The organism is Edaphobacter acidisoli (assembly GCF_014642855.1).
GTDB lineage: Bacteria > Acidobacteriota > Terriglobia > Terriglobales > Acidobacteriaceae > Edaphobacter > Edaphobacter acidisoli.
The window spans coordinates 1887336-1910724 of the sequence record NZ_BMJB01000001.1; the positions used below are offsets into that span (position 1 = coordinate 1887336).

18 protein-coding genes, 1 tRNA gene and 1 pseudogene are annotated in these 23389 nt (G+C 57.3%); 7 read left to right on the forward strand and 13 right to left on the reverse strand.

Annotated elements, in window-relative coordinates; all coding sequences use genetic code 11:
- Nucleotides 1–105 precede the first annotated feature (105 nt).
- The 3 genes and pseudogenes from treS to IEX36_RS07620 all read left to right on the forward strand — a co-directional run.
- A pseudogene (gene treS, locus IEX36_RS07610) lies at nucleotides 106–1794 on the forward strand (maltose alpha-D-glucosyltransferase); the annotation flags it as partial.
- A gap of 161 nt (nucleotides 1795–1955) precedes the next feature.
- Complete coding sequence (locus IEX36_RS07615; RefSeq protein WP_188758682.1) at nucleotides 1956–3155, forward strand: hypothetical protein; 1200 nt, start codon at nucleotides 1956–1958, stop codon at nucleotides 3153–3155.
- A gap of 23 nt (nucleotides 3156–3178) precedes the next feature.
- Complete coding sequence (locus tag IEX36_RS07620) at nucleotides 3179–3916, forward strand: mechanosensitive ion channel family protein (RefSeq protein ID WP_188758684.1); 738 nt, start codon at nucleotides 3179–3181, stop codon at nucleotides 3914–3916.
- Between the two features lie 7 nt (nucleotides 3917–3923).
- On the opposite strand, the gene fucP is transcribed toward IEX36_RS07620, so the two are convergent.
- Genes fucP through IEX36_RS07635 form a run of 3 tightly spaced genes read right to left on the reverse strand, consistent with a single transcriptional unit; the run spans nucleotide 3924 to nucleotide 7108 of the window.
- A complete protein-coding gene (gene fucP, locus IEX36_RS07625) occupies nucleotides 3924–5252 on the reverse strand; it encodes an L-fucose:H+ symporter permease (RefSeq protein WP_229668786.1) in 1329 nt (442 codons plus the stop codon).
- 1 nt (nucleotide 5253) lies between these two features.
- Nucleotides 5254–6258, reverse strand: a complete 1005-nt coding sequence (locus IEX36_RS07630) for a zinc-binding alcohol dehydrogenase family protein (RefSeq protein ID WP_188758686.1) — start codon at nucleotides 6256–6258, stop codon at nucleotides 5254–5256.
- A 16-nt stretch (nucleotides 6259–6274) separates the two neighbouring features.
- Nucleotides 6275–7108 (reverse strand): amidohydrolase family protein, encoded by an 834-nt coding sequence (locus tag IEX36_RS07635; RefSeq protein WP_188758688.1) that lies wholly within the window; start codon nucleotides 7106–7108, stop codon nucleotides 6275–6277.
- Between the two features lie 189 nt (nucleotides 7109–7297).
- Here IEX36_RS07635 and IEX36_RS07640 point away from each other — a divergent pair, with 189 nt between their 5' ends.
- Nucleotides 7298–8986: a S53 family peptidase gene (locus IEX36_RS07640; protein ID WP_188758690.1), complete on the forward strand. Its 1689-nt coding sequence runs from the start codon at nucleotides 7298–7300 to the stop codon at nucleotides 8984–8986.
- A 57-nt stretch (nucleotides 8987–9043) separates the two neighbouring features.
- Here IEX36_RS07640 and IEX36_RS07645 read toward each other — a convergent pair whose 3' ends face one another.
- The 5 genes from IEX36_RS07645 to cysD all read right to left on the reverse strand — a co-directional run bounded on the left by IEX36_RS07645 (nucleotide 9044) and on the right by cysD (nucleotide 14129).
- Complete coding sequence (locus IEX36_RS07645) at nucleotides 9044–9616, reverse strand: nucleotidyltransferase family protein (RefSeq protein WP_188758692.1); 573 nt, start codon at nucleotides 9614–9616, stop codon at nucleotides 9044–9046.
- Nucleotides 9613–10719, reverse strand: coding sequence for an XdhC family protein (locus tag IEX36_RS07650; RefSeq protein WP_188758694.1), 1107 nt, complete (start codon nucleotides 10717–10719; stop codon nucleotides 9613–9615). Before IEX36_RS07650 ends, IEX36_RS07645 begins: the two co-directional genes overlap by 4 nt.
- Before the next feature lie 157 nt (nucleotides 10720–10876).
- Nucleotides 10877–11566 carry a phosphoadenylyl-sulfate reductase gene (locus IEX36_RS07655; protein WP_188758695.1) on the reverse strand — a complete coding sequence of 230 codons (690 nt, stop codon included), beginning with the start codon at nucleotides 11564–11566 and terminating at the stop codon, nucleotides 10877–10879.
- Nucleotides 11563–13197 (reverse strand): sulfate adenylyltransferase subunit CysN, encoded by a 1635-nt coding sequence (gene cysN, locus IEX36_RS07660; protein WP_188758696.1) that lies wholly within the window; start codon nucleotides 13195–13197, stop codon nucleotides 11563–11565. The genes IEX36_RS07655 and cysN overlap by 4 nt, the downstream gene beginning before the upstream one ends.
- On the reverse strand, nucleotides 13197–14129 hold the full coding sequence (gene cysD / locus IEX36_RS07665; protein ID WP_188758698.1) for a sulfate adenylyltransferase subunit CysD: 933 nt from the start codon (nucleotides 14127–14129) through the stop codon (nucleotides 13197–13199). The genes cysN and cysD overlap by 1 nt, the downstream gene beginning before the upstream one ends.
- A gap of 332 nt (nucleotides 14130–14461) precedes the next feature.
- Here cysD and IEX36_RS07670 point away from each other — a divergent pair.
- Nucleotides 14462–14538: transfer RNA gene (locus IEX36_RS07670), tRNA-Pro, on the forward strand.
- Nucleotides 14539–15253: 715 nt separating this feature from the next.
- Here IEX36_RS07670 and IEX36_RS07675 read toward each other — a convergent pair.
- Complete coding sequence (locus IEX36_RS07675) at nucleotides 15254–15928, reverse strand: Ig-like domain-containing protein (protein WP_188758700.1); 675 nt, start codon at nucleotides 15926–15928, stop codon at nucleotides 15254–15256.
- Nucleotides 15921–16256, reverse strand: coding sequence for a PadR family transcriptional regulator (locus IEX36_RS07680; protein WP_188758702.1), 336 nt, complete (start codon nucleotides 16254–16256; stop codon nucleotides 15921–15923). Before IEX36_RS07680 ends, IEX36_RS07675 begins: the two co-directional genes overlap by 8 nt.
- 431 nt (nucleotides 16257–16687) lie before the next feature.
- On the opposite strand from IEX36_RS07680, the gene IEX36_RS07685 reads away from it, so the two are divergent.
- Nucleotides 16688–17611 (forward strand): LysR substrate-binding domain-containing protein, encoded by a 924-nt coding sequence (locus IEX36_RS07685; protein WP_188758703.1) that lies wholly within the window; start codon nucleotides 16688–16690, stop codon nucleotides 17609–17611.
- Nucleotides 17612–17628: 17 nt separating this feature from the next.
- On the opposite strand, the gene IEX36_RS07690 is transcribed toward IEX36_RS07685, so the two are convergent.
- Nucleotides 17629–17967, reverse strand: coding sequence for a P-II family nitrogen regulator (locus IEX36_RS07690; RefSeq protein ID WP_188758705.1), 339 nt, complete (start codon nucleotides 17965–17967; stop codon nucleotides 17629–17631).
- Between the two features lie 102 nt (nucleotides 17968–18069).
- Nucleotides 18070–19635, reverse strand: coding sequence for an ammonium transporter (locus tag IEX36_RS07695; protein ID WP_188758707.1), 1566 nt, complete (start codon nucleotides 19633–19635; stop codon nucleotides 18070–18072).
- Nucleotides 19636–20233: 598 nt separating this feature from the next.
- Between IEX36_RS07695 and IEX36_RS07700 the strand changes: the two genes are divergently transcribed.
- Nucleotides 20234–21418, forward strand: coding sequence for an outer membrane beta-barrel protein (locus IEX36_RS07700; protein ID WP_188758709.1), 1185 nt, complete (start codon nucleotides 20234–20236; stop codon nucleotides 21416–21418).
- A 69-nt stretch (nucleotides 21419–21487) separates the two neighbouring features.
- On the opposite strand, the gene IEX36_RS07705 is transcribed toward IEX36_RS07700, so the two are convergent.
- The gene (locus tag IEX36_RS07705; protein WP_188758711.1) at nucleotides 21488–23317 is read right to left on the reverse strand and encodes a chloride channel protein; all 1830 of its coding nucleotides are present in this window, start codon (nucleotides 23315–23317) and stop codon (nucleotides 21488–21490) included.
- Between the last annotated feature and the right edge of the window lie 72 nt (nucleotides 23318–23389).

Consider the following 23389-nt stretch of genomic DNA (forward strand, 5'->3'; position numbering starts at 1 on the left):
GAGTTGCACAAAGAGATGACGAATTCCGCGGCAACCACATGCTTTGTGGAAGCATCTGTCTATCAAATAGCGGGAGTCAGCCGTTTTACAGATTCAAGCCAGGACATGCTCGTGAAGAAAGCAGGCAGTGCCACAGACCCACTCTGGTACAAAGATGCCATCATTTATGAGTTGCACGTCCGCGCCTTTCAGGATTCAAACGGCGATGGCATCGGCGACTTTCCCGGTCTGGTCTCCCGCCTCGATTACCTGCAGGAACTAGGCGTTACCTGCCTCTGGCTGCTGCCCTTCTTCCCTTCGCCGCTCAAAGACGATGGCTACGATATCGCGAACTATGTCGATGTAAATCCGAGTTATGGAACGCTCGAGGACTTCAAGCGTTTCCTCGCCGCTGCGCATCAGCGCAACATGCAGGTACTCGTCGAATTAGTCATCAATCACACCTCCGACCAGCATCCGTGGTTCAAGGCCTCCCGCCTCGCTCCTCCCGGCTCGCCAGAACGCAACTTCTATGTCTGGTCGGATACGGATCAAATTTACAAGGACGTTCCCATCATCTTTCGTGACACCGAAAAGTCGAACTGGACGTGGGACGAGACGGCAAAGGCATATTACTGGCACCGCTTCTTTTCCCACCAGCCCGACCTCAATTTCGACAACCCCGCCGTCATGGAAGAAGTACTCAAAGCCATGCGCTTCTGGCTGGATCTGGGTGTCGACGGCTTTCGCCTCGACGCAATCCCATACCTGGTCGAGCGGGACGGCACCGCGTGCGAAAGCCTGCCCGAGACACATGCCATCATCAAGCGCATCCGCGCTGCGATTGATGCCGACTACACCAACCGCTTCATTCTCGCCGAGGCCAACCAATGGCCCGACAAGGTATTGCCCTATTTCGGCAACGATGATGAATGTCACATGTGTTTCCACTTCCCGCTGATGCCGCGCATCTACATGGCGCTGCGGCAGGAAGACCGCCTGCCCATCACCGATATCATCGCGCAGACACCTACAATACCCGACGGCTGCCAGTGGGGTCTCTTTCTGCGCAACCACGACGAACTCACGCTTGAGATGGTCACAGACGATGAGCGTGACTACATGTACTTCGCCTATTCGGCCGATCCGCGCATGAGGATCAACTCCGGCATTCGCCGCCGGCTCGCGCCACTGCTGGATAACAACCGTCACCGCATCGAGCTGTTGAATTCGCTGTTGTTCAGCTTTCCCGGCACGCCCATCATGTACTACGGCGACGAGATCGGCATGGGCGACAACATTTATCTCGGCGACCGCAACGGCGTGCGCACGCCAATGCAGTGGAACTCCGACCGAAACGCAGGCTTCTCAACCGCCGTGCCGGAGAAGCTTTACTTCCCGGTCATCATGGACCCCATCTGGGGCTACCAGGCCATTAACGTCGAATCCGAACTGGCGGACCAATCTTCCCTGCTGCACTGGACGCGCAATATGATCGCGCTGCGCAAACTGTTCCGTGTCTTCGGCCGCGGGACACTTGAATTTCTCAACCCGGAGAATCGCAAAGTCCTCGCCTATCTTCGCTGCTATGACGACGCAGCAACCAACACGAATGAGACCATCCTCTGCGTCGCCAACCTCTCTCGCTTTTCCCAACCAGTGTCGCTCGACCTTTCTCAGTTTGCCGGAAGGATTCCAGTAGAGATGCTTGGCTACGTGCCATTTCCGGCGATTACCACGCAACCGTATCCGCTCACGCTTTCTCCTTATTCCTGCTTCTGGCTTGAACTTCAACCGGCTCCCGAGACCCATGAATTGAGTGAAACGTCCAGGGTATCTCTCTAGCTTTCGGCCGCATCTCACTCTTGCAATTCCTTCCGTGCCTGCCTGAATCAACTTCTGCCGAAACCAGTCGAATCGGCGCACAATAGCCACACGGGGTAAAAGCGAACTCCCGGAAGGTTCAAGACAAATCCATGGCCTCTACTCAGACCAATTTCGATGCCGCCCAGGAAGCTTCCAATCCAGCCACAGGAAGTCTTCTCATTTATCTGACCGCGATGCCCCTCACCGCGCTTGAGGCGGAGCTCGCCAACTTCGCCCTTGCCTTCCCAAACCAAAGCGTTCTTGTAGCCGCCCCCGACAACGTACCGGATATGTCGTCAGGAGGCCCGTTGAGCGTGATCCCTTACCCTCAGGCAGCATCTCCAAATGCCTCATGGGTATTGACTGCTGCCGACTATGTCAATGCATCAAAGCTCATCGAAGAGCACGGAGCAACCACCTGCCTGCTGCTGGGCGCGGAGTCACACACCCTGCAACCTGAGGCTGTTCGTGCTCTCGCCGAAACAGCAGCTTCATACGATCTGGCAGTTGCACGCTATGATTTGGGGCCTCACGATGGCCTCGTCAACTCCGCCATCCTCTACCCTGTCACGCGCGCGCTCTTCGGAACACGGCCACGTTTTCCACTCGCAATCGATCTCGGCCTTTCAAAACGCATGGCAACCCGGCTCGCCGGGGCGGCGCAGAAGTTTACATCTGCAAATCAGCCTGACTCGTTCGTCTGGCCCGTCATCGAAGCCGCTACAGCCAACTTCTCCATGGCGGAAACCAACGTAGGCACACGCGCGTTACCGCAGCCTGTACCGTCCGACCTCAATTCACTACTCGGCTTGATTGCTGGCTCACTTTTCAGCGAGATCGAAATCAAGGCCAGCTTCTGGCAACGCGCGCGCAGCCTGCAGTACAGTTCTGCTCCGCTTCGCGATGTAGCGTTGGCCGAAGGATCTGCCGACGTCAATTCCATGATTGAGGCTTTCCACTTTGCTTACACCAACCTGCATGAGATCTGGTCGCTTATTCTTACGCCCAACTCTCTTCTAGGCCTTAAGAGACTGAATGCTTCGCCCACAGCCAACTTCAACATGCCGTATAGCCTCTGGACCCGCATCGTCTACGATTTCATCCTGGGTTATCGTCTCCGCACCATCAACCGGAATCACCTTCTCGGCGCGCTCACGCCGCTTTATCTTGCATGGGCAGCCTCCCATCTCATTCTGACTAGCAACAGCATCACTCCCGAGCAGCACATACAGGAGCAGGCTGCAGCATTCGAGAGCGACAAACCATATCTCGTCTCTCGCTGGCGCTGGCCGGACCGCTTCACTCCCTAAGACTCGACATCGAGGTACACCCTATGTGGCAACAAGTTGAACTCGCGTTAAACCAATCCGCCCATCAAGTGCTCGTTACACTGGCCCGTTTCCTTCCTGGCCTCCTGGCACTTCTCGTCGCCATCGTCCTGCTCACGCTCATTGGAGCAGGTGTTGCGGCTCTGCTTCATCGCGTCCTTATCGCCCTGAAATTCGATGAACAGATCGCCCGCCACCCCGTCCTTTCCACCTCTGGATGGGTACCATCTCACAGTCCGACGCTGCTTGCCACGCGCATCGCCTTCTGGGCCTGCGTCGTGATCGGCTGCTTCGTTGGCGTCTCTGCGTTCGACGCCGCATATCCAGGCGATCAGCAACTCTCTCTGATGGTCTTTCCATACCTCACCCGTGTTGTGGGCGCCATCGTGCTTTTGATCGTGGGCAGCGTCATCGCGCGCTACCTTTCCCGCTCAGTGCTCATTGGGGCCGTCAATGCGAAGCTCCAATACGCGCGCTTCCTTTCGCTCGGAGTCAAATGGCTTGTCCTCGTTCTCACTGCCGCGATGGTGCTCGATCATCTTCAGATCGGAGGCATCGTAGTCGAGCTGGCCTTCGGCATTCTCTTCGGAGGAATTGTCCTCACGCTTGCGCTAGCCGTCGGCCTCGGTTCGCGCGACATCGTGAGCCGCTCGCTTGAGAAAAATGTGGACCTCGATTTCGAGCACATCCCCTCGGACACCGGCTACAAGGCTACGCGCCCGGATAATCTTCGGCACTTTTGATCACTCGCTAATAAGCAGGTCCTGAAAGAAGCGTTCGCCGTGTCGCCTGAAAGAATCCGTAGATCGCCACGCCGATAAATCCGGCCATGGGCACCACATATCCCAGCGCCCAACCTCCCGTGTGCTTCGCAATCAGACCGCCAATAGGCGGAAAGATAGCGCCACCAACAATCGCCATCACCAGCAGAGAGCCGCCCAGTTTTGTATTCCTGCCAAGCCCCTTCAATCCCAGCGCGAAGATCGTCGGATACATCACCGAGATGAAGAACCCACTTGCGACCACAGCCCACGCGCCCACCATACCGGGACGCGCTACCGCAAGCAACATCAGTACCGCATTGAAGACACCGTAGATCGCCAACATCAGGCTCGGCCTGATGTAGCGCATCAGCGGCGTCGAGACAAACCGGCCAACCGCCATTGAAATCAAAACTGCGGTCAGGTAATGCGCTGCTGTCCTCTCACTTACCACCGTGTACTGCTTCATATAAGGAATCAGCATGCTCCACGAGGATATCTGCGCGCCGACATTGCAGAAGTTCGCCACAACCGCGATCCAGATAAGCGGCTGCCGGGCCAGTTCAGCAAAACTGCCATGGTCCTCACCCTCGCCTTCGTGCTCCGACGTAATCGGAGGAATCTTTGTCAGCCCAAGGACCACCGCACAGAGCAGAACAATCGCACCGAACGTAAGATACGTTGGCACGACACGCAGCAGCTCCGAGTGCAGATACGCATGATAGGTCCCGGCAGCCTTCATCGCGGCCACCTGCACTGGCGTCTTCTCGACACCAGAGAAGATAAAGTACGTCCCAATAATGACTCCGGTAATTGTTCCCGGAGGATTAAACGCCTGCGAAAAATTAAGCCTCTGCTCTGAAGTCACTGGATCGCCAAACTGTGCGATAAATGGATTCGCAGCCGTCTCCAGAATCGAAGCGCCCCCGCCAACGGTAAACAACGCAATCAAAAACGGAGCATATTGTCCACTTGCCGCCGCTGGCCAGAACAGGATCATCCCTGTACCAAACAGCACCAACCCGGTCACCATGCCGACCTTGTATCCCCATCGCCGCATCAGCAAAGCCGCAGGAATCGCCAGGCAGAAGTAGCCAAAAAAATTAGCCGTCTGCACCAGTTGCGCGCTGAACTGCGACAACTCGAATGACTTCCTGAACTGCTGCACCAGAATGTCAGTGAGGTTGTTCGACATGCCCCATAGAAAGAACAGCACTGTCACAAGAACAAACGGCCACATGTGCCCCACTGGAAAGACAGGGTGCCTTCTTCCGTCTGACCGCTCTCCAGTCTTCGTCACCGGCGCTGAAATCTGCATCTCAACCAACCTCCACCATAATCTTGGTAAACTTCGCCGGAGCCGCGCTCCACTCCGCCAGCATTCTGCCGGCGTCTTCGATTCCAACCACAGCGCTCACCGCATCTTCCACGGGAAAGCGTCCCGCCTCCAACATGCGAATCACTTCACGAAAGTCCTCCGGAAGCGCATTCCGCGAGCCGAGAATGTCGAGTTCTTTTTGGACAAACAGCCTCGTCTCGTAAGCCACCGGCTCCTTTGCATAGCCGATGTAGACGACCCTTCCGGTAAAAGCGGCCTCTTCAACCGCAGCCCGAAACGTCTCCGGCAGGCCAATCGCCTCAATCATCACATCCGGCCCCTGGCCACCTGTAATCGCAGTCAAGCGCTCGTGCAGGTCTTCATTCTTCGCGTGAATCACGTGCTTTGCGCCTGCCTTCCGCGCAACTTCGAGCTTCGCGTCATCCATATCAATCGCAATCGTCTCAGCTCCGCGAAACGCAGCCGAAGCAATCGCACCCAAACCCACCCCACCACAGCCGAAGACAGCAACAGTGTCTTCGCGCACGACACGTCCACGCGCCGCGGCGTGAAAGCCCACCGTCAGCGGCTCAACCAGGCAAAGCTCCTTCACAGAAAGACGCGCTGGATAGAGCTTCGACCGCGGCACACTGATATATTCCATCATCGCCCCATCGCGCTGCACGCCCATCGTCTCGTTGAACTGACAAGCATTGGCACGTCCGCGCCTGCAAGCAGCGCACTTGCCACAGTTTGTGTAAGGAGACATCGTCACCAAAGTCCCCGCCGCCAGATCGCCTCCGCCCGTAACAACCTCCGCCGCAACCTCATGTCCCGGCACTCGCGGAAATGTCACCATCGCGTTGCGTCCACGAAACGTATTGAGGTCCGTTCCGCACATCCCAACCATCTTCACGCGCAACAGAACTTCTCCCGCCTCGACCGAGGTCTCCTGCATATTCACTACAGTCGCTGTGCCCGGCCCATCCAAACGAAACGCCTTCATCCAATCCTCTTCCTGTCTAAAGCCTGTAAACCTGTGCCGCAGTCTCACCAAACACCGCGTCCTGCTCATCCTGGGTGAATTGTGCGAAGTATTGGTGGAGCACCTCGAACCACCGCCCATACTCACTCGCCACCAGACAAACTGGCCAGTCTGATCCCGCCATCAACCGCTTTACTCCAAACGCCTCAACCACTAGGTCGAGATACGGACGCAGTGTTTCCGGCCCCCATGCTGCCCAATCGGCCTCCGTGACCATTCCCGAGACCTTGCACCAAACATTTTCCCGCTTCGCTAACTCCCGCATCCGAGCAGCCCACGGCTCCATCACGCTTTCGCGAATAAGTGGCTTGGCCACGTGATCAAGCACAAATACCTGTTCCGGATACTCTTCTACAAACTCGATCGTCTGAGGCAAATGCCTCTCGTAAATCAGAATGTCATATACCAGGCCGCTGCCCTGCATGGAGCGGATACCGGCGTTGAAGTCCGCTCGCAAAATGTAATGCTCATCCTTCTCGCCTTGAATGACATGCCGCAGCCCCTTCAACTTTGGCCTGTCCTCAAACTCCTCCATAACCGCAGGGAAGTCTTCGCCCGCAATCGGAGCCCAACCCACCACGCCCCGAATCGCCGCACACTCATCTGCAAGATCCAGCAACCAACGCGTCTCATCCAGAGTCTGTCGCGCCTGTACCGCAACAGCCCCGTCGACCCCAGCAGCCTTCATCTCCTGCACGAGATCCTCAGGCAGAAAATCGCGCCTCAGCTTCTGCATGGATTCATCGATCCAGCCGTACTCATCAGCCGTGTACCTCCACAGATGATGATGTGCATCGATCTTCTCCGCCACTTGGCTCTCCTTCCGGTCCCGGCGTTTCCAGAATTTTCCGCTGAAACAGTATTTTCAAGTACGAAAACAACATCTGTCTATAGCAATCACTCAGCCTCTGTTCCGCTCCATCGTCCTCACAAGGGCAAATCCCCGAAGACAGGCAGTTTCAAACCCCTCAGGCTGCATCTCACACTCCTGAGGCACAACATGGCAACCAGAAAATCGACACCCCGCGCCATCTCCCAGCCCCGCATCGTCCTCCCCGGAAGTGAGAAAGCACCACTTACAAACCAGCCAGCCGAAGTGCCGCTGTCTCCCGGTAAAAAAATCACCGTCTCGATCATCGTTAAATGCAGGCAACAGCTCAAAGTCGCTAATTTCCTTGGCGCGAAGCGTTTGACTCGCGCCAAGTTTCGCCAGCAATATGGAGCCGACTCTGGCACCGTCAAACTCATACGTTCCTTCGCCAAAGAATACGGGCTTACCATCTCGCCGGATACTCCTGCCCCCGAATGCCGCACCGTGAAGCTCACCGGGACCGTCGCCAACTTCGAGCGCGCCTTTGGCGTCACACTCACGCATCGAAGCTTCCAGGGCAATACCTACCGTGTCCGCGAAGGCAGTATCACTCTGCCCGCAGAGCTCGCCGGTCACGTCGAAGCAGTCCTCGGCCTCGACAATCGACCGCAGGCCGAGCCGCACTTCCGCATCGCTGGAGAGAGAGGAAATGCGGCAGCCCGCGCAGCGCAGGGCACAGGCTTCGCTACTCCGCACGCACTCCCCGCCGCCTCAGCCAGCACATCCTACACTCCGCCACAGATTGCGCAGCTCTACCAATTCCCCGCGAATGCAACGGCCAAAGGACAAACGATCGGCATCATCGAACTTGGCGGAGGTTATCGAACTACCGACCTGGCCTCCTACTTCAAATCGCTCGGACAAACCACCCCGAAAGTCACCGCCGTCTCAGTGGATGGAGGCAAAAATTCGCCATCGAATGCGAATAGCGCCGACGGCGAGGTCATGCTCGACATCGAAGTCGCTGCCGCAGTCGCGCCAGGCGCAAACATCGCCGTCTATTTTGCGCCCAATACAGATCAAGGCTTCGTGGACGCCGTCACCACGGCCGTGCACGATTCCGCAAACAATCCCAGCGTCATCTCCATCAGCTGGGGCTCGGCTGAAGCGAATTGGACCCAGCAGGCAATGACTGCGCTCGACTCTGCCTGCCAGGCTGCCGCCGCGCTCGGCATCACCATCACGGTTGCCGCCGGCGACAACGGCTCCACCGACGGCGGAACAGGAAACAACGTTGACTTCCCCGCCTCCAGCCCACATGTCCTCGGGTGTGGCGGAACGAAGCTCGAAGGCAACGGCTCCACTATCTCCTCCGAGGTTGTATGGAATGAGCTGTCTTCCAACGAAGGCGCAACGGGCGGAGGCGTCAGCAACGTCTTCGCGCTGCCCACATGGCAGACCGGAGCGAACGTTCCCAAACCCACAACAAGCGCTGGCGGACGCGGCGTTCCCGATGTCGCCGGAAACGCGGATCCATCCACCGGCTACAACGTTCTCGTCGACGGTCAAAGCCTCGTCATCGGAGGCACAAGCGCCGTAGCTCCTCTCTGGGCCGGATTGATCGCCGTCGCAAATGCTCAAAATGGAAAGTCCGCGGGGTTTCTCCAGCCGCAGATATATAAAGCCAATTCCCAATCTGCCTTCCGAGACGTCACTTCCGGCAACAACGGAGCATTCTCTGCCGGTCCCGGCTGGGACGCCTGCACCGGTCTCGGATCACCCATCGCAAATCGACTCATCGCTGCAGTCGCGCCATCCAAAGCAAGCAAACCTGGCAGACAAACGAAAACATCGGGCAAATCCGCACGTCCGGCTTGATTGAGCAAACGATATCGCTCCACCCCAGCCACCAATCTGCTTGAAGAATTTTGCGCGCTACAACGCAGAAGACGTCCGGCCAGCCACGCTCGCTAAATCCTCGGGAGTATCTATATCCAGCTCGCCACCCACCAACTCCACACTCTGCACATTGCGCAACATCTCCCGCGCACCTGAGTCCCCGTGCAGTTGCGCTAACTCGGCAAAACGATCAGCAGGAAAATATGCAGGCACGCCATGCCGCCCGGCATAAGCTGAAGCCATCGTTTCTCCCGTCGTCATCAGCAGTCGTAGATGCTCCGGCGTCACCGCAGGCATATCGCACGTCATCACAACGCACCCATCCACATCGTACAAAGCGCGCACGCCACAACCGATCGAGCCTCCCATCCCCGAAGCCCAATCTTCATGGACGATGACGACTGCATCTTCCAACAAACACTGTGCTCGAATCAGCTCCGCTGAAGCCCCTAGCACCACCACAACAGGTCGGCAGCCAGCCTCGCGCGCCACCCGCACCGCACGCTCCAGCAGCGCTTCGCCATCCAGCCGAGCAAGTTGTTTAGGAGAGCCAAAGCGCATCGAGGCTCCCGCAGCTACGATCACCGCAGCCGTCTTGCGTGTCGTCATCTGCCATCCAGCGCACAATGTGTCCGCAAATATCGCGAAGCCCCGCCTTGCTCCAGATACCGCGACACATCCTCTGCCGAAAGCCTCCGCGCCGCGCCCATCTTACCCTGGCATACCGCGTGAACCTCAGCCATCACGGCAAGTGCAATCGCCTCCGCGCCATCACCGCCCAGGTCCAGCCCAACCGGAGCAAACAACCCGTCACAACACTCCGCGACACTGCACCCCAGGGCCTCCGCAGCTTCGCTCAGCAGCAGCGAACTTCTGTGCCGCGCTCCCAGCAATCCCATATAGCGCGGACGCACCGGCAACAGCGCCTTCAGAATCCCACGGTCCTGTTCATAACTATGCGTCATCACCACGACGGCATCATCCGCATGAATCCCTAGCCGCGCAATGCCCGTATCCCCGGTACAAACCACCCGCTCCGCCTCAGGAAAACGATCCGCTCTCGCCAACTGCCCGCGCCCATCCGCCACAATCACAGTCCACCCAAGCAACGACGCGATCTTCACCAGCGGCTTCGCATCATCTCCCGCACCCAGCACAAACAACCGCTGCGGAGCGTCCAGCTCCTCGACAAAGCGACCCTCATGTTCCTCGCCGGCACGCAACCCATGGGCACAAGCGAGTTTCTTCTCTCCCAGTCCCTCACTCGCAAACTCCACCGTCCCATCGCGCAGCACCACACGCCGCAGAGCACGCCCATCGCCTGGCAACCACGTCACAACCGTGCTGATCTCGCCAGCAAGCGACCGCTCCATCGCCATCATCAGTGCCTCGAACTCAGCCGTGCCCGCAGCTTCAACCAGCAAATCAACGACACCGCCACATCCCAGGCCAAACGGCACCTCAGCCGTGTCGTCAAACATCGTCGAGTAGCGCTCCACCACCGCGCCATCGCGAACCATCCAGGCAGCCTTGCGGACGATCTCCGCCTCCAGGCATCCTCCACTGATCGTCCCGGCATACTCACCCGTTGCACCCAGCAGCAACCGCGCACCCGGTCGTCGATAGCTCGAGCCCACCGCACGCACCAGCGTTACCAGAGCAGTTAAACCGCCCTGACGCCACAGCCGCACAATGCGCCGCCGCTCAATCATGTACCAAGATTACGCCTTTTCAAGTGCGAGGAGATGCCGCGCCAGGCCGCAACGGCACCTTGCCGCTAGAGCCAGATATAGATCTCTCTGTTTGTCATTCCCGAAGGGAATCTGCGTTCCGCTTCGGATGCCACAGTGCGTCTGGAAGAGAACGGCACTAGCTCTTTTCAGAAAATGTGTGAATGCCGCACTCCAGCTTCTTCCCACCCCAGCGCCCGCTGCGCGGATCAGCCCCAGCCTCTGGAATAGCCGTGCAGGGCTCGCAGCCGATGCTCGTATATCCGCGCGCATAAAGCTCAAGCTGCGGAATCCCATGCTCCTCGGCATACTTCGTCACGTCGTTCCACGTCCAGTCCGCAAGCACGCTGATCTTCTTCATGTGCTTGCCCGTAGGCGTCGTGTGATTTTCAACCTTCTTCAACCCCGCACGCGTCGGCGACTGCTCACGCCTGAGCCCGGTAAACCACCAGTCGAACGGCTCCAGCGACCGCATCAGCGGCTCAACCTTGCGAATCTGGCAGCACTGCGTCGGCTGCACAATGTAGAGCAACCCAAACTGCTTCTCATGCTCTTCCTTCGTCGTCGCTGGCATCGCATTGACGAGATTCAGCCCCCACTCCTTCACCATGCGGTCGCGATAATCGATCACTTCCTTGAAGTGATATCCGGTCTCCAGAAAGATCACCGGCACATCCGGCACTCGCTTCCGCAGCAGGTCGAGCACGACCATGTCCTCGGTCTGAAAGCTGCTCGTGAAGCACACACTTCCCCGCTGGGCGTTACGCACCACTTCATCCACCAGCTTCTCCGCCGTCAACGTCTCGTAATCGACCGCGCTCTCAATCACCGTGTCACTCTCCTCAACACCTCGGCATCGTCCAGTCCTTCGCCGAGCACCAGATCGTCACCGGCAAACTTCTCAATCGCCGCCACCGTCGCCGCATCCAGTTTGCGCGCCGTAACCGCAACCACACCGGCCAGCTGCAAAGCCCGCGCAACGCCAGCAACAGCATCTTCTGGAATCAGCGAATCATCAATGCTCACAGCCCTCTGCCCTAATAGATGCAGCTCGCCCACCAATTGCTTCGCAAGTTCCGCACGCCCAGGAACAACCACCAGCGTCGCACGCGAGTCGGAATCCTCAACACCATCCACCGCATCGACGATCATCGCCGCGCCCACCGTCGCGTTCGTCAGGCCGTCGATCAGGATCATCGCGCCAGTCGCACGGTTCTCAGCATACGGATCGAAGAACAGCGGCAGGTTCGTCTCAAACTCCACCTCGGCGATCTCATTCATCGCCAATTGCACCGCATCCACCTGCGCAAGCGAATTTACATCCACGCGATACCGAATCGCCCGCACCGTAGCTCGCACCGTCCGCGTCGTGTGCTTCGCCACATACGTTCTGCCCACCACCAGCGGCGTCTCGTGCATCCACACCACCATCGCGCGGAAGTGCCGGTTGATGCGCGGCAACTGCTCCCCAGCAGCAATCAGCATCTCACCACGGCTCAGGTCAATCTCATCAGCCAGTTCCACCGTAACGCTCTGCGGATGAGCGGCCACCTCAAGATCACCGTCATACGTCACAATGCGCTTCACAGTCGTCTCACGCATCGAAGGAAGCGCCACCACACGCTCGCCGGCACGAAGCACACCACGCGCCACCTGCCCCGCAAACCCGCGGAAGTTCGCATCCGGCCGCTGCACCAATTGCACTGGGAACCGCATCGACCCGCCGGTCTCATCCACGCGCAAAGGCACAGTCTCCAGATACTCCAGCAGCGTCGGCCCCTCGTACCAGGTCATGACCTTACTGGGAGACACAACATTGTCGCCCTCCAGCGCACTCACCGGAATGACCTCTACGCTCTTCAGCCCAAGATGCGCAGCCAGCTCCAGAAACTCCTTACGAATCGCCCGAAAGCTCTCCTCCGAGTAGGCAATCAGGTCCATCTTGTTGACCGCAGCAACCACATGCGGAATCCCCAGCAACGCAGCGATATACGTGTGACGCCGCGACTGCGGCAGCAAACTCCCCTGCTTCAGATACGCATTCGCATCAATCAGCACCACAGCAACATCAGCCGTCGAAGCCCCCGTCGCCATATTGCGCGTGTACTGCTCATGCCCCGGCGTGTCGGCAATAATGAACTTCCGCCGCGATGTCGAAAAGTAGCGATACGCCACATCGATCGTGATGCCTTGCTCACGCTCCGCCTTCAGGCCGTCAGTCAGCAGCGAAAAATCCACATGCCCATTGGCCGCGCGGTTCACGCGGCTCTTCTTCACCGCCGCCAACTGGTCTTCGTAAACGCTCTTCGTATCGTGCAGCAGACGCCCAATCAGCGTGCTCTTGCCATCGTCCACGCTGCCTGCTGTCGTAAAGCGCAACATCTCCTGCCCAAGATGCGCCTCAAGAAACTCCTCAAACTTCGCGCCAGATACCTGTTCCACTGTTCCCGCCTGCGCCATTAGAAGTAGCCCTCCCGCTTCTTCACTTCCATCGAGCCTTCTTCATCGTGGTCAATCGCGCGGTTCTCCCGCTCGCTCCGCCGAAACGTCATCAGCTCTTCAATAATCTTCGGCAACGTGTCCGCCTCGCTGCGGATCGCGCCCGTGCAAGGCATACAGCCCAGGCTGCGCATCCGCACCTTCAGCGTCTCGACCTTCTCGCCGGGCAACAACCTCGTGTCGTCATACACCAGCGTCATCGCACCGCCCCGCACCACCAGCGGACGCTCCTTCGCAAAGTACAGTGGCACAATCGGAATCTTCTCCGCATACAGATACAGCCAGATGTCCAGCTCGGTCCAGTTCGAAAGCGGAAACACGCGAATGCTCTCGCCCTTCCTCAATCGCGAGTTGTACAAGCTCCACAACTCCGGCCGCTGATTCTTCGGGTCCCACTGCCCCGCCGTATCGCGGAAGCTGTAAACCCGCTCCTTCGCGCGGCTCTTCTCCTCATCGCGCCGAGCCCCGCCAAACGCCGCATCGAACCCACCCTCGGCCAACCCATCCAGCAAGCTGCGCGTCTTCAGCAGCCCGCAGCAGTTCTGCGTCCCCAGCTTCCACGGAGCCGCCCCCGCCGCAATCGCCTCTTCATTGCGATGCACAATCAGCTCCGCGCCAATCTCTTTCGTATAGTTGTCCCGAAACGCGATCATCTCCGGAAACTTATAGCTCGTATCCACATGCAGCAGCGGAAACGGAATCTTCCCCGGATAAAACGCCTTCTGCGCCAGCCGCAGCATCACTGACGAGTCCTTCCCAATCGAGTACAGCATCACAGGTCGCGCAAACTCCGCCACAGCCTCGCGCATAATGGCAATGCTCTCAGCCTCCAACGCCTGCAGATGGTTCAGTTGGGCTGGCTGGATGACTTCATTCGGTTCTAGGGCAATCATTCGTATGCTCCGGGAAACTACATCTCAGCCAAGGTCGCAATCGAATGCCTGCTGAGGTAAAGGTCTGGGTTGTAAGGGGGACAGTGCCGGCTAGCGGGGACAGCGCCGGAGAGCGATCATCCGGCAACAACACGCGCGCTGAATCGACGACACCATGCATTTAGTATAGTTGCCGCCACTTGCAACCGCAACAGCGCAGCGACGAATCCACGGCAACACACCAGCGTCGGCATCTGCTAAACTAAGCAAGTCGATACAGCGAACCTCGAAGCTCTCCCAGGGCATTCGACTCAGGAAACCGCTCCAGATCATCGACATCCGCAATACACAGTCGGGGCGTAGCGCAGTCTGGTAGCGCACCTGCTTCGGGAGCAGGGGGTCGTTGGTTCGAATCCAATCGCCCCGACCATTCCTCAGATATTTCCCTGAACAAGATGGTTCGCGCACTCGCGCGAATGCCCAATCATGCGATAAAACTGCATGAATGGGGCACCCAGTGTATAGATTTCATTCGATGTGTGGGCCACCCGCCAGGACTCTATGCCAATGACATTTGTTGCTCAGCTTTGGTCTAAACATAAGACGGCTTCGGTTTCAATCGTTACCTGCATTTTGGAGATAATTACCGTTTGGGGCATAGTGCTAATCATCCACTTCTCATCAGGGCCGTCTGCTCCGCTCAGTCTGGTCTCGATCGCTTCCACTGCGTGGATTCTTGGCAGCATCACGTCTATCGTGTTTGCGGTGATAGCGATATTCGTAGATCAACGTCGAGAGGTTGGTTTTCTCTCTCTACTCTTGGCCGTGGCTGTCTTCATCGTCTGTGGCCTCCCCATGCTGGTATGAAGACAATAGTCGTGAATGTTTCGATGCTTTTCGCCCCAAATAACAATTGCATGGGCGGGTGGCCCATGCACCAAATGACTCCTATACTCTGGGTGCCCCAATCATGCAGCTTTACCGCATGATTGGGCATTCGCGTACAGCGCGAACCGCTTTTCTCTTCCACGAAACACATACACCGTACCGACATCAATCGACCCACACCAAGATCAAGCCGGACAACTCATGCAAGCCCCCACCAGCTGCCCCACCCTTCGCGCTCCTGCGAAATGGAGCACCGCTCAACGATTCCTCTCAAGCGCAATGGCCGGCCCATAGTTCGAATCCCCCAGATAAAACGCATTCAGTGGGAACGTTTTCCCCTCCGGCAGCCTCGCCACAACCGTAACCGAACCATGCACCAGGTCGCCATCTGCCAGAGGAATCCATCCATCGACAAACCGCACCCTCCCGGTCGGCGCAGGGCCACTTCCGGTTCCGCTTACCGTAGCGCTGAATCGGACCACCGATCCGGCAACAGGATGCGCAGGCTCATACGAAAACTCCATGCTCGCCTTCGTCTTTGAAGACGAATCAACAGCATGCGTAACCGAACTCCGAAACGACAAATCGCCGCCAGAGTCCAGCGCCCTGAACACCCCGCCGCAGACGATCACAGCCAAAACCGCACCCATCAGTACAAACCGAAGGTCAAACGCTCTGTCGTCCAAACTACTGAACGCCGGAATTCCACTCTGTACCGGGACAATCGCCTGAACCGCAGCCGCCTCGTGATATCCACGCACATGAATGGCCGCCAGATCGCTCAGCAGATCAAACCAAAGCCGCACCCGCCGGAGCAGTCCCGTCTCATCCCGCATACGATCTCGAAACAGATGCAACGCCTCATCGCCATAGCTCTGGCGAAACCTCCGAGGATAGAGCTTCAACACCAGCAGATAAATTCGCTCAGACATATCCGCCCTCCAGCACTCCTTTAGACCGGGCCACACGCAACAGCTCCTCCAGCCGCTCCGTCTCTTCCCGCACACGCTTACCTCCGGTAACAGTAAGCCTGTAGCAGCGCCGACGGTCCGAACTCTCCGTCTCCACCTCGTCGATGTACCCAGCCTCAAGAAGAGTTTGAATTGAACCGTATAAAGTCCCCGGTCCTAAACGCACCCGCCCGGAAGTCTGCTCAGCAACACGGCGCATCACCCCATAGCCATGCAGGTCCCCATCCACCAGAGCAAGCAGGATGTGGAAGGCAGCCGAGGGTAACGGATCGAGAGTTTTCTTTGGCATAGTCGTAAATCGATATATCGACTAACGACTATAATCTCTATCAGCAATCTTTGCAATAGAAATCGCCGAACCCATCGAAAAAACCATGTCAAGCCCCCACGCATCCCAAATCTCCCGCAACCCCCACAAAACAATCAGAAATTACTCACTCCAATCTGGCGGTTTAGTTTTCTCCGCCCGGCTACAATGGAAATAGCAGATAACAAACACAAAAGCCCCGGACACAACCCGAGTCTTCGCATCTCTAAACCCTTTGCTCCAGGGAGCAGAATGGCAGGAGAGAAGTACCCCACGCCTAACCCATTTATTTTTAATACTTTAGTACTTAAGTACGGGGAGGGGGTACCAACTGCAAATGCCGCGAGATAGGAAGCGCCGCACCCATCCGCAAGTGCTAGCCTTGATTACGACTTCCACCCACTCGGAGCCCCATGGACTTTGAACAACTGAAGACATTCCTTGAGGTCTGGCACCAGAAGAGCTTCTCGAAAGCTGCCAGAAAGCTCCGCATCACCCAGCCGGCCGTCTCCGCGCAGATCCACTCGCTCGAACGCGAGGTCGGCGAGCGGCTCTTCGACCGCAAGGGCGGCAAAATCACCTTCACCCCCGCAGGCCGCGTCTTCGAGCCCTTCGCCGAGCACGCCCTCGACTGCCAGCGCCATCTCCTCCTGATGGTCTCCGAGCAGCGCCGCTCCCCTCGCGGCGAAATCTCCATCAGCGCCCAGGAGTCCACGAGCCTCTACGTCCTGCCCGATGTCTTCGCCGAATTCAAAAAGCACTTCCCCAAAGTCGCCCTCAAAATCGCCCGCGCCGAGCGCGCCCGCACCATCGAAGCCCTGCTCGCCCGCGAAGTCGACTTCGGCGTCGTCTCGCTCCCGGTCACCGACAAACGCTTCGTCGTCGAAACCCTGCACATCGACGAACTCGCGCTCGCCGTTCCAAAGGGACATCCCCTCACTTCAGTCGCGAATCCAGGCCCGAAGGACCTCGTAAAATTCCCGTTCCTTCTGCCCAAACAAGGACGCCAGCGCGACCTCTTTCTCAACCTCTTCCGCATGCACGACATCTATCCCAAATCCGTCATGGAAGTAGAAAGCAGCGAACTGATGAAGCGATTCATCCTCGCAGGACTTGGAATCGGCTTCCTGCCAAGCATCAACATCGACGCGGAAGTAAAAGCCGGCAGCATCGCCATCATCAAAATCGAAGAGCTGAAGGTCTCCCGCGACCTCGGCCTGATCTACCTGAAGGAAAAGACCCTTCCCCACGCAGCCAAAGCTTTTTTACAGATCGCAATCGGAGGCGTGCGGCTCGATCCCTTCGAGTCGTCGAACCGCACCCCATCCCGCGACTAGCAAAATACGCGCCAGGTCTACAGCGCCGTATCACCTCGTTCACGGTTGCGAATCCGAATAGCATCGGCGGCTTTGAAGAGAAATATCTTGCCATCGCCTATCTCGCCTGTCGCCGCGTTCGCAGCAATTGTCTCCACAATCTGCTCTACGCGGTTATCGGCAACGACGATCTCAATGCGCAGTTTGGGAATCAGGCTGACCTCATACTCGCGCCCGCGATAGGTCTCGCTATGGCCCTTCTGCCGCCCGTGTCCGCGCACCTCCGACACCGTCATCCCCTCGATGCCAAGCTCCGAGAGCGCCTCTTTAATCTGGTCAAATTTACTTGGCCTTACAATCGCTTCGATCTTCGTCATATCTCCCTCTCATCCAACAGGGTTAAGTTGAGCGGATTACTCTCACCGTGCGAAGAATGAAGCTTTCAGGAGACAGCCTGCGCTGTCCTCTGAAAGCAGTACTTAGTCCTTCAAGCCATGCGAGCCCGTAGGCGTTCCAAGTGCTGTGATGACATACTCGGGATACGCTGAGATACCATGCTCGTGCAGATCGAGGCCATACAACTCGCCCTCTTTCGACACGCGCAGCGTACCCGTCAGATTGACCAGCCACATCACCAGCATCGCAACCGCAAACGTCGAGCAGGTAATAATTGCGCTGCCGATAAACTGCGCCTTCAGCAGCGTCAATCCGCCACCGTAAAAGAGCCCCTTCAGCGGAGCACTGTTGTCCGGCGCAATCGGTCCGGTCGCACCATACTTACCCACAGCAAACAGGCCAAGCGACAGCGTCCCCCAGATGCCGCAGATGCCATGCACCGGCACCGCGCCGATCGGGTCATCGATACGCAGCCACTCCAGCAGTTCGACACCGTAAACTACGATGATGCCTGCAATACCCCCCAGGAGTATTGCCCCAGTCGGGCTGACCCAGTAACAAGGACACGTAATCGCGACCAGGCCGGCAAGGAAGCCGTTCACCGTAAAGCTCATGTCCCACTTCTTGCTCATGAAGTACGCAACAAACATCGCAGTCAGGCCAGCAGCACATGCAGCCAGTGTGGTGTTCGCCGAAACTCGGCCGATGCCCTCGAAGTCCATCGCCGAAAGCGTGCTGCCTGGGTTGAATCCATACCACCCGAACCACAGCAGCAAGCCGCCCGACGCAGCAATCGTCAGGTCATGCGGAAGCATCGGCCCGCCACCATCGCGCTTGAACTTCCTGCCAAGGCGCGGCCCAAGTACAAGCGAACCGGCAAGCGCAATCACACCGCCAATCGTGTGGACAACGGTAGATCCGGCGAAGTCATGAAAGCTCTGGCCGAGCCCAGGCAGAAAGAATCCGGCAGAACCCATCGTTGCGAGGAAGCCATCCGGCCCCCAGGCCCAGTGACCAATAATCGGATAGATAAAGCCCGACACCGCCACGCTGTAAAGCAGATCGCCCACGAATCCAGTGCGCCCGATCATCGCCCCGGAAGTAATCGTCGAGCACGTATCGGCAAACGCAAACTGGAATATCCAGAAGGCCAGGAACGCCACGCCCGTTCCTTCATACGTTGCAGGCGCGTCCTTCAAAAAGAACCAGTGATATCCAATGAACCCATTGCCATGGCTGAACATAAACGCGAAACCAATCGCATAGAACAGCAGGCCGCACAAGCATGTATCGACCACGCATTCCATCAGCACGTTCACCGTCTCTCGCGAACGGCAGAAGCCGGCTTCGAGCATCGTGAACCCGACCTGCATACCAAACACGAGAAACGCCGCAATCAGTGTCCAGGCCGTATTCACAGGATTGACAATGTCCGCTGCCTTCACCGGCGAGTCCGCTGCAAACACCTTGGTAAAGCACAGATCAGACACAGCGTGCGCAAGAAACAGCACCGCAGCCACGCCGAGCACTTTGCCGGCGAGCGTGACCATGCCATATTTGCGCCACTCCGGCTGGCGCAACCGATCGCTAAACCGGCTGAGTTTCTGTGAAAGGGTCAAATGTAAACCTGCATCCAGGGTTCTAGGCATAGAGAGCTCCTTCTGCTGTGAATCGTGAAAAATTGACGAGAGTGACAGGTTGGAGACACTTATCGCCGTGCCGGCGGAGAGCATTCATGGCTACCCGGTCAGACATTAACGGCAAAAATTGACACGTGATAGTTGCAACCTACACAGCGCAGAAGAATGTGCCAAGACTGTATTTCCTGGAAAAAGATTTTTTTATCGGCCTGATTAGCTATCGAAATCGACCCGCCACACGCTCACTTTCTCGTGCTACTTTACGGACTTCTTATGACTTCCTCATGACCTTCTTACGGAAGCCAATATGAAATGGAAATCAGAGCGAACGCATCCCGCAATCACTTTCTTTGATAACAACTATCGAATGCATTGATGACGCGCGAATGATGTAGGTCGGCCCAAAACGAGCGTGCTATACCCAAACTGCAAGCCCTGACAATCTGCTGCGGTCTTTTGCTCCGCACTGCATTTCCATGGCCCCAGGACGTGCCACCTATCTCATTGCGTGTCTTCCGCACCGCATTTTGTGCCTCCTTCCACGCCTGCAATCAACCCTTTGAAAGGACCGACAAAGATGCCACACACACATAACGAAAAGGCCCACATGAGAATTGCCATTGCGATACTGACCAGTTGCGCTCTGATTGCACTCCCTGCATGCTTTGCGCAGAGCACATCTCCAGCCCCGGCAGCCCCAGCCGCGGCACCGGCACCTGCCGCTCCAACACCCCTCGCCATGCCTTCCATGTCCGGCCCATTACAGCTTGCGCCGCCTCACATGATTGAGAATGGAAGCATAGCCGTCAACGGCATTCTCAGCGGCATGGGATGGACCGAAGGCGATCACGTCGCAGGCGACAACTCCACTCATTACGACGTCAGTAACGCACAGGTCTTCGTCCAGAAGGTCAACGGATGGTGGCAGTTTTATTTACAAGGCGGTGCCTACAACCTTCCGGCAATTGGAACGCCATTCCTCTCAACCTCCGACACCGTCAAGAACATCTACGGCCCCTTTCCGCAGGGATACTTGAAGCTCGTCAAAGGAAACTACGACATCAAGATCGGAGCGCTGCCCACTCTGATCGGCGCCGAATACACCTTCAGCTTCGAGAATATGAACATCGAGCGTGGCCTGCTATGGAACCAGGAGAACGCCGTCAATAAAGGCATCCAACTCGACGACACCTACAAGAAGCTGGCCCTCTCGGTCTCCTGGAACGACGGCTATTATTCGAATCGCTACACCTGGTTGTGGGGCTCAGCCACCTACACCTTTAACCCCGTGCACAGCCTCGCGTTCATCGCCGGAGGAAACGCCGGCGCATACGCTAAAAACACCGCAGCGACTCCTCTCTACCTGAACAACGAGCAGATCTACAACCTGATCTACACCTACACCAAGGGAAACTGGGTCATTCAGCCATACTTCCAATTGACCGACGTACCCACCAACGCAAGAATCGGGATCATACAGGGAGCAGGAACAAAAGGCGGAGCAGTCCTCGCGACCTACAACTTTAAACGCGGCTTCTCCCTCGCCGTTCGTCCTGAATACATCAAGACCACCGGAAGCGCAACGAGCGGGGCCATCAACTTACTGTATGGTCCAGGCAGCGGCGCCTTTGGCCTCACGCTGACTCCCACCTATCACAAGGATGCGTTCTTCATGCGTGGGGAATTTGCTCTGGTCCATGCGACGAACATGACCCTTGGCGATGCCTTCGGACCCACTGGCCAAAGCGCCAATCAGCCGCGCGGAGTTCTCGAAACCGGCTTCATCTTCTAACACTGCCGCGCGCAGAGCCTGGGTGCTTCTGGCTCATCTCTGGGAACAATACTATGGGGCACGGGAGTGCTACTTCCCTGCCCCATTTCCATTTGCAGCCTGATTTGTGGTTACCTCGCGTGTCTCCTCCTGCACCAGCCAGCGCCGCAGTTGCAGCAGGTCGTTGGCGCGCGCGATGCCAATCGGCTTGCGCGACCCATGCGACTCCACAACAACAATGTTCTCGTTGTTCTTGAGCAGCATATCGCGATTGACCTGGTCCACCGCCTCGTCAGGATAAGCAATGACATAGTCCTGCCGCGCAAGCTCCCGCATCCTGAAGTGATGGTCCGGCGGCTCGACCTTCAACAGATCATGCGCCTCAACAATCCCGACCAGGGCCCCGTCCTTCTCCACAATCGGAATCAACCCAACATGCCCAGGCGTGATGCGCCCAAGTACAGATCGCAGTTCTTCATCCGCATCGAGCACGCTGAACTGCTTCTGCATAATCTGATCGATGCGCGCTCGCATCAGCACAGGCACAGAGTAATCCTGAAGGATAATGAGCCCGCGTTTCACCAGCTTGCTCGTCATAATCGAATCGCGGCTGAACAACCGTACAAATCCATCTGCCACCATCACGCAAACAATCAACGGCATCAGCGCATTCGGATTGTGACTCAGCTCAAACAGGAAGACGATGCTGGTAAACGGAGCGCGCGCAATTCCTCCAAAGCACGCAGCCATCGCGGCCAGCGCATAGAACGCCGGGTCGCCAACCAGGTGCGGAAAGATATGCTTACAGACAATTGCAAACGCAGCGCCGAAGCCTCCGCCAACAATCAACGACGGCGCAAACACACCACCCGTCGTTCCCGATCCCAGCGAAACCACCAACGCAACAAACTTCGCAATCGAAACGCCGATCAGCTTCTTACCCGGCAAGCGATCATTGAGCATGTCGCGAATCGTGTCATATCCGGTGCCAAATATCTGCGGATAGAAGTAGCCAATGATGCCCAGAAACAACGCCCCAATCGCAGGCGACCAGATGAGCGCACGCTTAATCGGCAGATGATCGAAGAAATCCTCCAACCATCCCAGTGTACGAATCATCGCAATGCCGATGATGCCCATCAGCACGCCCATCACCGCAAACAGCCACAGCTCATTCATGCTGGTCAGCCGAAAGGCAGGCGTTGGAAACAGTGGAGCCCATCCTACAAAATGGATGCGCACCCCAGTCGCCACTGCAGCCGCTAGCGCTACCGGGATAAACGAGCGCGCCCGAAACTCAAAGAGCAGCAACTCCACCGCCACCAGAATTCCGGCAAGTGGAGCGGTAAACGTCGCCGCCATACCGGCAGCTGCACCAGACGCAAGCAATACGCGCCGATAGTACGGTGTCAAGCCAACAGCCTGTCCAAACAGCGATCCAAACGCAGCGCCCGTCTGGATGATCGGCCCCTCCGCGCCAAATGGCCCGCCTGTTCCGATTGCAAATGCTGTGGCCAACGGTTTCAGAAGAGCGACGCGAAGACGCATCCTGCTATGCCCGAAGAGAACAGCCTCCATCGCCTCCGGAATACCGTGCCCCTTCAGCGTCGGTTCCCAGTAATGGACCATGATGCCCACGACCAGCCCGCCAACCGGCGGAATCAGGATCACCCAAAGACCGAGATGGTTATACGCAGGATTCGTGATGGCGAACGAAAACCTGCCGTAAAAAAAGATATTAGTGAACAAATAGATGAGTTCCAGAAGTCCCTGCGCAACCAGGCCGCCGATGAAGCCCACCAGCACAGCGTAGCCGCATATCTTGACCACCTCCGGCTCAAGCGCCACACCAAACTGGCTCTTCTTCCGCAGCTTCACCTCAGCGCCATTCGGGGCTTGCGTGAAAGGAAAATCAGCCATCGATCACCTCCGGCGGTCTTTATTGGTTCGCTTCGCTACTCCTGTCTAATTTCCATCCATTCCGGTCAATCA

Coding starts and splice junctions, on each gene's coding strand:
- IEX36_RS07675 (WP_188758700.1), bottom strand. CDS start 15,928: ATGTCTGAGCGAATTTATCTGCTGGTGTTGAAGCTCTATCCTCGGAGG.
- IEX36_RS07650 (WP_188758694.1), bottom strand. CDS start 10,719: ATGATTGAGCGGCGGCGCATTGTGCGGCTGTGGCGTCAGGGCGGTTTA.
- IEX36_RS07680 (WP_188758702.1), bottom strand. CDS start 16,256: ATGCCAAAGAAAACTCTCGATCCGTTACCCTCGGCTGCCTTCCACATC.
- IEX36_RS07695 (WP_188758707.1), bottom strand. CDS start 19,635: ATGCCTAGAACCCTGGATGCAGGTTTACATTTGACCCTTTCACAGAAA.
- IEX36_RS07700 (WP_188758709.1), top strand. CDS start 20,234: ATGAGAATTGCCATTGCGATACTGACCAGTTGCGCTCTGATTGCACTC.
- IEX36_RS07685 (WP_188758703.1), top strand. CDS start 16,688: ATGGACTTTGAACAACTGAAGACATTCCTTGAGGTCTGGCACCAGAAG.
- IEX36_RS07615 (WP_188758682.1), top strand. CDS start 1,956: ATGGCCTCTACTCAGACCAATTTCGATGCCGCCCAGGAAGCTTCCAAT.
- IEX36_RS07630 (WP_188758686.1), bottom strand. CDS start 6,258: ATGAAGGCGTTTCGTTTGGATGGGCCGGGCACAGCGACTGTAGTGAAT.
- cysN (WP_188758696.1), bottom strand. CDS start 13,197: ATGGCGCAGGCGGGAACAGTGGAACAGGTATCTGGCGCGAAGTTTGAG.
- IEX36_RS07645 (WP_188758692.1), bottom strand. CDS start 9,616: ATGACGACACGCAAGACGGCTGCGGTGATCGTAGCTGCGGGAGCCTCG.
- fucP (WP_229668786.1), bottom strand. CDS start 5,252: ATGCAGATTTCAGCGCCGGTGACGAAGACTGGAGAGCGGTCAGACGGA.
- cysD (WP_188758698.1), bottom strand. CDS start 14,129: ATGATTGCCCTAGAACCGAATGAAGTCATCCAGCCAGCCCAACTGAAC.
- IEX36_RS07705 (WP_188758711.1), bottom strand. CDS start 23,317: ATGGCTGATTTTCCTTTCACGCAAGCCCCGAATGGCGCTGAGGTGAAG.
- IEX36_RS07690 (WP_188758705.1), bottom strand. CDS start 17,967: ATGACGAAGATCGAAGCGATTGTAAGGCCAAGTAAATTTGACCAGATT.
- IEX36_RS07640 (WP_188758690.1), top strand. CDS start 7,298: ATGGCAACCAGAAAATCGACACCCCGCGCCATCTCCCAGCCCCGCATC.
- IEX36_RS07620 (WP_188758684.1), top strand. CDS start 3,179: ATGTGGCAACAAGTTGAACTCGCGTTAAACCAATCCGCCCATCAAGTG.